Source organism: Intrasporangium sp., from assembly GCF_030452765.1.
Lineage (GTDB): Bacteria > Actinomycetota > Actinomycetes > Actinomycetales > Dermatophilaceae > Intrasporangium_A.
The window spans coordinates 1-6,999 of sequence record NZ_JAKDLO010000208.1 but is presented as its reverse complement, the minus strand read 5'-3'; the positions used below and the strand labels follow the sequence as shown (position 1 = coordinate 6,999).

The window sequence follows — 6,999 nt, the reverse complement described above, 5'->3', positions numbered from 1 at the left end:
CGTTGACGTGCCGGTGCGTCCGGTGAACGTCGGGCACCTCGGGACTGGTGGGCCACCGCTGGCCGCGTCGAAATCGCGCCGAAGTCCCCACTGGCGGCATCGCGAGCCAACTTCTGGACCTGACGCAAGAGAGGCCCTGACCGACATTTCCGCAGGTCAGGGCCTCTTTTCGTTACACTCGGTGGCAGGTGAAGGATTCGAACCTTCGTAGCTTTCGCGACGGATTTACAGTCCGCTTCCATTGGCCGCTCGGACAACCTGCCGTGGTGCGTCTGGAAGGATAGCAAGAGACCCGTGACCACGCCGAATCGCCTACCGGCACTTGTCCGAACACCCGGTTATGGTGACCGCCATGGCCTTGGTTCCACTACCTGACGAAGACCGCCGCCGACCTCAAAGGCGAGCTTGTCGAGTTCGCGCTCACGCCGCCTCTCGAGAAGCCGTTGCGCTACTACCGCAGACAGACCGCTACGCTCGACCTCGACCCCTTCGACCAGCTTGTCGTCGCCGTTGAGTCACTGCTGTTCGAGCACCGCTACGACGACCGCACCACGGTTCTGGACCGCTTCGTCACTCGTCGGCGGGACGTCGACACACGACGTGGCCTGATCGACAGCTGGAACGACAGCGTGCACGGGTACTTCGAGATCCTCGACAACGGCCACGACCAGGTGCTCCTGATCAACCTGCTCGACGAGCTGACCTACACCTGCTATGCGAGCATGGGCGGCGCCAGCGTTGCCGCCCTCGAGCCCGGCGGCTTTGTCATGACCCGGGTCCTGCCGGTCGGCGATCAATGGCTCCTCAGCGGGTCCCAGCGATACTTCCCGGCCACCACGCGCCCCGAGATCGCCGGGCTCGCCCTCCAACTGTCTCTCAAGCGGCCAGGGCTCGTGTTGCGCAACCCTGACAGCAACCCTGACAAGCGCCGGCAGGCGGAACGCAACGCCCGCTGGCTCCACGAGAGCTTCCTCGACTGCTTCGGCACGGACCGGACCGTCGTCCAGGGCTCACGCGTGGCCGAGACCTACCAGCGGTTCATCGACCACCACGCCGCCCGCATCCGCGCCCGGGCCACCGAGCCGCGACCGACGCCCCCACGGATGAGCGTGACCGACGATCCCGCCTACACCGAGCAGTTCGCCGCCGCAGACAGCGTCGGCATCGTCCACCGCGAGGACAGTGGCATCTGGTTCTTCGTCGGGTATGACGTCGTGGCAAGCGCCTTCGCCGATCCAACGACGCTCGCCGACCCTCGCGTTGCTGAACAGATCAACGGCTACCTCGAGGACGACACCATTCCGCGATGGCTCCTCGACGACCTCCACGACCGACACCCGGACCACGTCGACGAGGTCTGGGCGACCGTCTTGAACCGCCCGGGGTTCGGGTGGTCACGCGACGGGTCCGAGCTGCTGGACAGGCACAAGCCCGACGATCTGACCGGGTTGGCCCCCGGCTGCATCCCTTCTCCCTCGATCGCTCTCGAGCAGCTGACCTCCCACTGAGGGCCGGCCGGCCGCGTGACAGGATGGCAGGTCACGCCCCCCACCCACACCGGCAGGAGCCACCATGGCCGACTCGTCCTTCGACATCGTGAGCAAGTACGACAAGCAGGAGATCGCCAACGCCGTCAACTCGGCCGCCAAGGAGATCGCCCAGCGCTACGACTTCAAGAACGTCGGGGCCTCCGTCGAGCTGTCCGGCGAGTCGATCGCGATGCGGGCCAACACCGAGGAGCGGTGCCTCGCCGTCCTCGACGTCGTCAAGACCCACCTCGTCAAGCGCAAGGTCAGCCTCAAGCACCTCGACGTCCCGGAGAAGCCGCGCGTCTCCGGCAAGGAGTACAAGCTCGACGCCGCCCTCAAGGAGGGCATCTCGCAGGAGAGCGCCAAGAAGATCAACAAGCTCATCCGAGACGAGGGCCCTCGGGGCGTTAAGTCCCAGATCCAGGGCGACGAGCTGCGCGTGACGAGCAAGTCCCGCGACGACCTGCAGGCCATCCAGCGGATGCTCAAGGAGGCCGACCTCGACGTGGCCCTGAACTTCACGAACTACCGCTGAGTCCCTCGCCGCCGAGGTACTCGCGCGCGATGCCCTCGCCGAGTCGCTCGAGGATGGGCTTGGGGTGCGCCAGGCACCTGCCGACGTCGGGCTCGACGTCGAGCAGCGCGTATGCCGCTGAGATCCCGGCGCGCTCGAGCCGTTCCCTCGTCAGCGTGGTGCGTCCGCAGACGGCGACGACAGGCACACCGCGAGACCGTGCGGCCAAGGCGACTCCGGCGGGCGCCTTGCCGTGCAAGGTCTGTTCGTCGATCGAGCCCTCACCGGTGATGACGAGGTCACCCGGCCCCAGGTCCGCCAGGACCTGGTGGAAGCCGACGAGCTCGAGAACGAGGTCGATGCCGGGCCGAAGCGTCGCACCGAGCAGAGCGAGAGCGGCATACCCCACGCCCCCGGCGGCGCCCGCGCCCGCGGTGTCGCGCTCGTCGCGGCCCGTCGCGGCCGTGACGACATCGGCCCAGTGGGCGAGGGCGCCATCGAGCCTCGCGATGTCCGTTGCGGTGGCCCCCTTCTGCGGACCGTAGACGGCTGCGGCGCCGCGTGGCCCGGTGAGCGGGTTGTCGACGTCGCAGGCGAAGGTGAGGCGCACTCCCTGTACGCGCCGCCCGATTCGGCTCAGATCCACGGCCACGAGGGCGGATAGACCCACCCCTCCGGCGGCGAGCTCGCGACCCCGGGCATCGGCAAGACGCGCACCCAACGCTTGCACCATGCCGGCCCCGCCGTCGGTGCTGGCGCTCCCGCCGATCCCGACGACGATGTCGCGACACCCGGCGTCGATCGCCGCGGCGATGACCTCGCCCAGGCCTCGGCTCGTGGCGTGAAGGGGGTCGAGCCGGCCGCCGGGAAGCCGGACGAGCCCGCAGACGTCGGCCATCTCGACCAGCGCGGTCTCGCCTCGCCGGGCCCACATCGCCTCGACCGGCTCGCCGATGGGCCCCGACGCGATTGCCGGGACTGCCGTGAAGCCGGCCTCGACTGCGGTCGCCAGCGTGCCGTCGCCGCCGTCGGCGACGGGCACGATGCGGACCTGTGGGTCGGCAACGCGCCGGAGACCGGCTGCCACGGCGGCGGCGACCTCGGCGGCGGTCAGGGAGCCCTTGAACTTGTCGGTGGCGATCAGGACGGTGCTCATGGCAGCGGCTTCAGACGGGAATCGTCGACTCCTCGGCGCTGCCCTCGTCGACTGGGGGGCGAGACGAACGGCCGGCCCTCGCCTCGGTCAGCCGGGCATCGGCGTCAGCCCACATCGAGAGCACTGCGGCCGGCCAGACCTCTTCGTCCGTGCTTGCCAGCTCCGCCCGCGTCCACCAGCGATGGCGTGCCATGGTGAGCCGCTCCTCCGCCGTGTGGCCGGCGTCGCTCACCTCGAAGGCCGGCACCCAGCAGGCATAGAAGACGTCCTCCTGGTCGATGACCACATCGGTGTAGCCGTGCACCACCTGACGGACCAGCGTCGGCCCGAGCAGCTGCTCCTCGGTGATACGGGCTCCGGTCTCCTCTTCGACCTCGCGCACCGCCGCCTGCAGGTCGCTCTCGCCCGGGTCGACCCCACCGCCGGGCGTGATCCACCAGTGCCGCCCGGGCAGACCGGGGTCGCTGTCGGAGAACAGCAGGATGCGGCCCAGGTCGTCGACGAGCAGCACCCGGGCCGTCCGGCGAGTGCGACGCGGCCGCTCGCCGGGAGGGACGGTGCGGAAGGTGCGCACGGGATCGCAGTTCACGTATGCCATTCTGCCAACCGGGTGAACACAGGATCGACGCCACGGTTCAGCTGGGCACGCCGCCTGGCCCATGCGGATGTCGACTCCGCGCCTGCCGCCGCCAACCTCATGTCGAGCAGCTTCTCCGACTCGTCGATCGTGTGGTGGTCCTGCGCCATGCTCGCCGTGCAGCACGACTTCACCCCGAACGTCCGCCAGGTCACCGCACAGGCAACGCAGCAGGGTCGACTTGCCCGCGCCGTTGTCGCCCGCGATACCGACGACCTCACCGGGCCATACGTCGAGATCGACGCGCTGCAGGGCCATGCGCCGTATGCGCTGTCCCTGACCGGCCAGCTCACCACCGGGCCGTACGCGACCGACAGTCCGCGAACCTGCAGCAGCGGCGGCTCTGACCCGACCGGCTCGGTCGCGACCAGCGCCATGGAGCCATTATCGTCCCGTACGTCAGGCCCGTATGCCGCTCGGCTCGCGATCACATGCCGGCCAGCTCACCGTCAACTGCACTCTCGATGGCGACAACTGCACTCTCGACCAGAACTGCTGCACTCTCGATGAGGGGTGGGCAGGATCACTTCTCCTTCTCGTGGGGGGCACCGGCCTCGACGGCCTCACGCACCGCGGCCGCGACCGACGGGGCGACGACCGGGTCGAAGACCGACGGCACGATGTAGCTGGCGTTGAGCTCGTCGGGGGTGACCGAGTCGGCGATCGCCTTGGCCGCGGCGATCATGATCTCCTGGGTGATCTCGGACGAGCCCGCATCGAGCATCCCCCGGAAGAAGCCGGGGAAGGCCAGGACGTTGTTGATCTGGTTCGGGTAGTCGGAGCGTCCGGTCGCGACGACCGCTGCGTGCTCACCGGCGGCGAGCGGGTCAACCTCGGGGTCGGGGTTGGACAGCGCGAACACGATGGCGCCATCGGCCATCGTCGCGATGTCGTCGCCGGTCAGCAGGTTCGGCGCGGAGACCCCGATGAAGACGTCCGCACCCGGCAGGACCTCCCGGAGGCTTCCTGACAGGTCGGCGCCGTTCGTGTGGTCGGCGATCCACTGCCGGTCGGGGTCGGCGTACCCCTCGCTGCGGTGGATGGCCCCCCGGCTCCCGCAGCCGACGAGCTCCCTGACGCCCATCGCGAGCAGGAGCTGGATGATCGCATGCCCGGCAGCACCCACGCCGCTGACGACGACCCGGATGTCCTCCATCCGCTTGTCCACGACCCGCAGCGCGTTGCGCAGCGCGGCGAGCACCACGATCGCCGTGCCGTGCTGGTCGTCGTGGAAGACGGGGATGTCGAGCTCCTTGCGCAGCCGCCGCTCGATCTCGAAGCACCGCGGGGCGGCGATGTCCTCGAGGTTGACCCCCCCGTACACCGGGGCGATCGCCTTGACGATCGCGATGATCTGCTCGGTGTCCTGGGTGTCGAGGCAGACGGGCCAGGCATCGACCCCCGCGAACCGCTTGAAGAGCGCCGCCTTGCCCTCCATGACCGGCAGCGCCGCGGCCGGCCCGATGTTGCCCAGGCCCAGCACGGCCGACCCGTCGGTCACGACGGCGACGGTGTTGCGCTTGATCGTCAGTCGCCGCGCGTCTTCGGGGTTGTCGTGGATGGCCATGCAGACCCGGGCGACGCCGGGGGTGTAGGCCCGGGAGAGGTCGTCGCGGTGCTTGAGCGGGACCGTCGGGTTGACCTCGAGCTTGCCGCCCAGGTGCATGAGGAAGGTCCGGTCGCTGGCCTTGCGCACGGTCACCCCGGGCACGGCCCCGAGGGCATCGGTGATCCGGGTCGCGTGGTCGGCATCGGAGGCGTCGCATGTGACGTCGACGACGAGGTGGTTGTGCGTCGACTCGACGATGTCGAGGGCGGTCAGCGACCCCCGGGCGCTGCGGACCGCCTCGAGCAGCTCGCCGGTCGCATTGGCCGAGGACGGCGTCTCGACCCGGACCGTGATCGCATACCCGGGACTCGGTACTCCCATGACTGCCTCACCTCTCCTGTGCATCGTGCTGTGGAACCGGGCCCGCGCCGAGCTCGGGGAACACCGCCACTGCGAGCGGCCACCAGAAATGGGGGCTGCAGGCAGCGGCATACTCCCGTGGTGTCATCCACCGGGTCTCACGTATGCCGCTGTCCCCCTGTGTGAGCGCGGGTGCCGTCGCGCTCAGCGTCGTCCGGTAGGCCTGTAGGTAGGGCGCGCTCGCACTGATGAGACCGTCCTGCGCGGGTCTGAACCGCTCGTAGCCGCAGGCCAGGACAGCGTGCGGCTCGACCAGCAGCCCGGTCTCCTCGTAGGTCTCGCGGACCGCGGTCTGAAGCGGGGCCTCACCCGGCTCGCGCCCCCCGCCGGGGGAGCCCCACTGGTCGCGGCGGATGCTGTAGACCGCCGCGAAGGACCCGACGGTGTCGCGGACGAACAGCATCGAGCCCATGACGCGGGCCGCGTCGACCGGCTCGGGCGACAGGATCAGGTCCACGTCGCCCGAGCCCCCGGGGATCGACACGCCCAGCCGGCGGGCGACGCCGCGGTCGCCCTTGCGCTTGCGCAGCCGCAGGCCCGAGGCGTTGAGCCGGCGCACAAGGTCGGGGCCCGTCGTCGGCGTGGCGCCGGCAGCCACGACCTCGTGCCAGCGCTCGTCGGGCACGTCGTAGTGGTCACCGTCGAACGCACGGGGGGGCAGACCCGCGCGGCGGGCGATCTCGTGCAGCTCGTGATAGGACGCGTCGCTGACGAGATGGGCGAAGTGACGACCGTGCGCGGGCCAGCTCGGCTGGTCGATCCACACGGTCATGCGACTCAGGATAGTGCCGACCTGAAGGACCTGTGGACAACCGCAACGCGATGCAAACGAATCTGAATAGGGTTGAACAACCAGCTGCCGGCGAAAGGCCGGCCCGAAACGCAGGAGTGAACCAACCATGTCCCGATCCGTCATCGACACCGAGCGCATCGCCGCAGCGGCCGCGGACATCCGCCGCCTCGCCGACACCATCCAGTCCTCCGTGACCGAGCTGCGTGGCCGGCTCGGCTCCCTCGACGGGGCCTGGGAGGGCCCGGCCAAGGCCGAGTTCATCCGGGTCATGCACGACTACCAGGGCCTGCAGGCGCGGGTCAACGAGACTCTCAGCGACATCAGCAACCTCACCTCGAAGGCCTCGGCGGCCTACGTCCAGCACGAGGATGCCACCCGGGCGCTCTTCGCCCGCTGACCCC

The 6,999-nt window shown here is 69.5% G+C and carries 7 protein-coding genes, 1 tRNA gene and 1 pseudogene; 3 read left to right on the top strand and 6 right to left on the bottom strand.

Translation table 11 applies throughout. The features are described 5' to 3' along the window. Positions 1-182 precede the first annotated feature (182 nt). Positions 183-263: transfer RNA gene (locus tag L0H79_RS19350), tRNA-Tyr, on the bottom strand. 180 nt (positions 264-443) lie between these two features. On the opposite strand from L0H79_RS19350, the gene L0H79_RS19345 reads away from it, so the two are divergent. Together L0H79_RS19345 and L0H79_RS19340 are read left to right on the top strand one after the other, a co-directional pair. Then, positions 444-1,508, top strand: coding sequence for a hypothetical protein (locus L0H79_RS19345; RefSeq protein WP_301486275.1), 1,065 nt, complete (start codon positions 444-446; stop codon positions 1,506-1,508). A gap of 64 nt (positions 1,509-1,572) precedes the next feature. After that, on the top strand, positions 1,573-2,064 hold the full coding sequence (locus L0H79_RS19340) for a YajQ family cyclic di-GMP-binding protein (protein WP_301486274.1): 492 nt from the start codon (positions 1,573-1,575) through the stop codon (positions 2,062-2,064). Here L0H79_RS19340 and L0H79_RS19335 read toward each other — a convergent pair. The 5 genes and pseudogenes from L0H79_RS19335 to L0H79_RS19315 form a co-directional block, all read right to left on the bottom strand. Further along, a complete protein-coding gene (locus tag L0H79_RS19335) occupies positions 2,048-3,199 on the bottom strand; it encodes a glycerate kinase (protein ID WP_301486273.1) in 1,152 nt (383 codons plus the stop codon). The two genes, L0H79_RS19340 and L0H79_RS19335, sit on opposite strands and share 17 nt — an antisense overlap. A 10-nt stretch (positions 3,200-3,209) precedes the next feature. After that, entirely contained in the window at positions 3,210-3,788 is a 579-nt protein-coding gene (locus tag L0H79_RS19330; protein ID WP_301486276.1) for an NUDIX hydrolase, read from the bottom strand. A 216-nt stretch (positions 3,789-4,004) separates the two neighbouring features. Beyond that, positions 4,005-4,094: pseudogene (locus L0H79_RS19325) on the bottom strand (ATP-binding cassette domain-containing protein); the annotation flags it as partial. A gap of 265 nt (positions 4,095-4,359) precedes the next feature. Continuing rightward, the gene (locus tag L0H79_RS19320) at positions 4,360-5,766 is read right to left on the bottom strand and encodes an NAD-dependent malic enzyme (protein ID WP_301486272.1); all 1,407 of its coding nucleotides are present in this window, start codon (positions 5,764-5,766) and stop codon (positions 4,360-4,362) included. Between the two features lie 7 nt (positions 5,767-5,773). Then, the gene (locus tag L0H79_RS19315) at positions 5,774-6,577 is read right to left on the bottom strand and encodes a DUF4031 domain-containing protein (protein WP_301486271.1); all 804 of its coding nucleotides are present in this window, start codon (positions 6,575-6,577) and stop codon (positions 5,774-5,776) included. A 127-nt stretch (positions 6,578-6,704) separates the two neighbouring features. Here L0H79_RS19315 and L0H79_RS19310 point away from each other — a divergent pair, with 127 nt between their 5' ends. After that, the gene (locus tag L0H79_RS19310; protein WP_301486270.1) at positions 6,705-6,995 is read left to right on the top strand and encodes a WXG100 family type VII secretion target; all 291 of its coding nucleotides are present in this window, start codon (positions 6,705-6,707) and stop codon (positions 6,993-6,995) included. Positions 6,996-6,999: the final 4 nt, after the last annotated feature.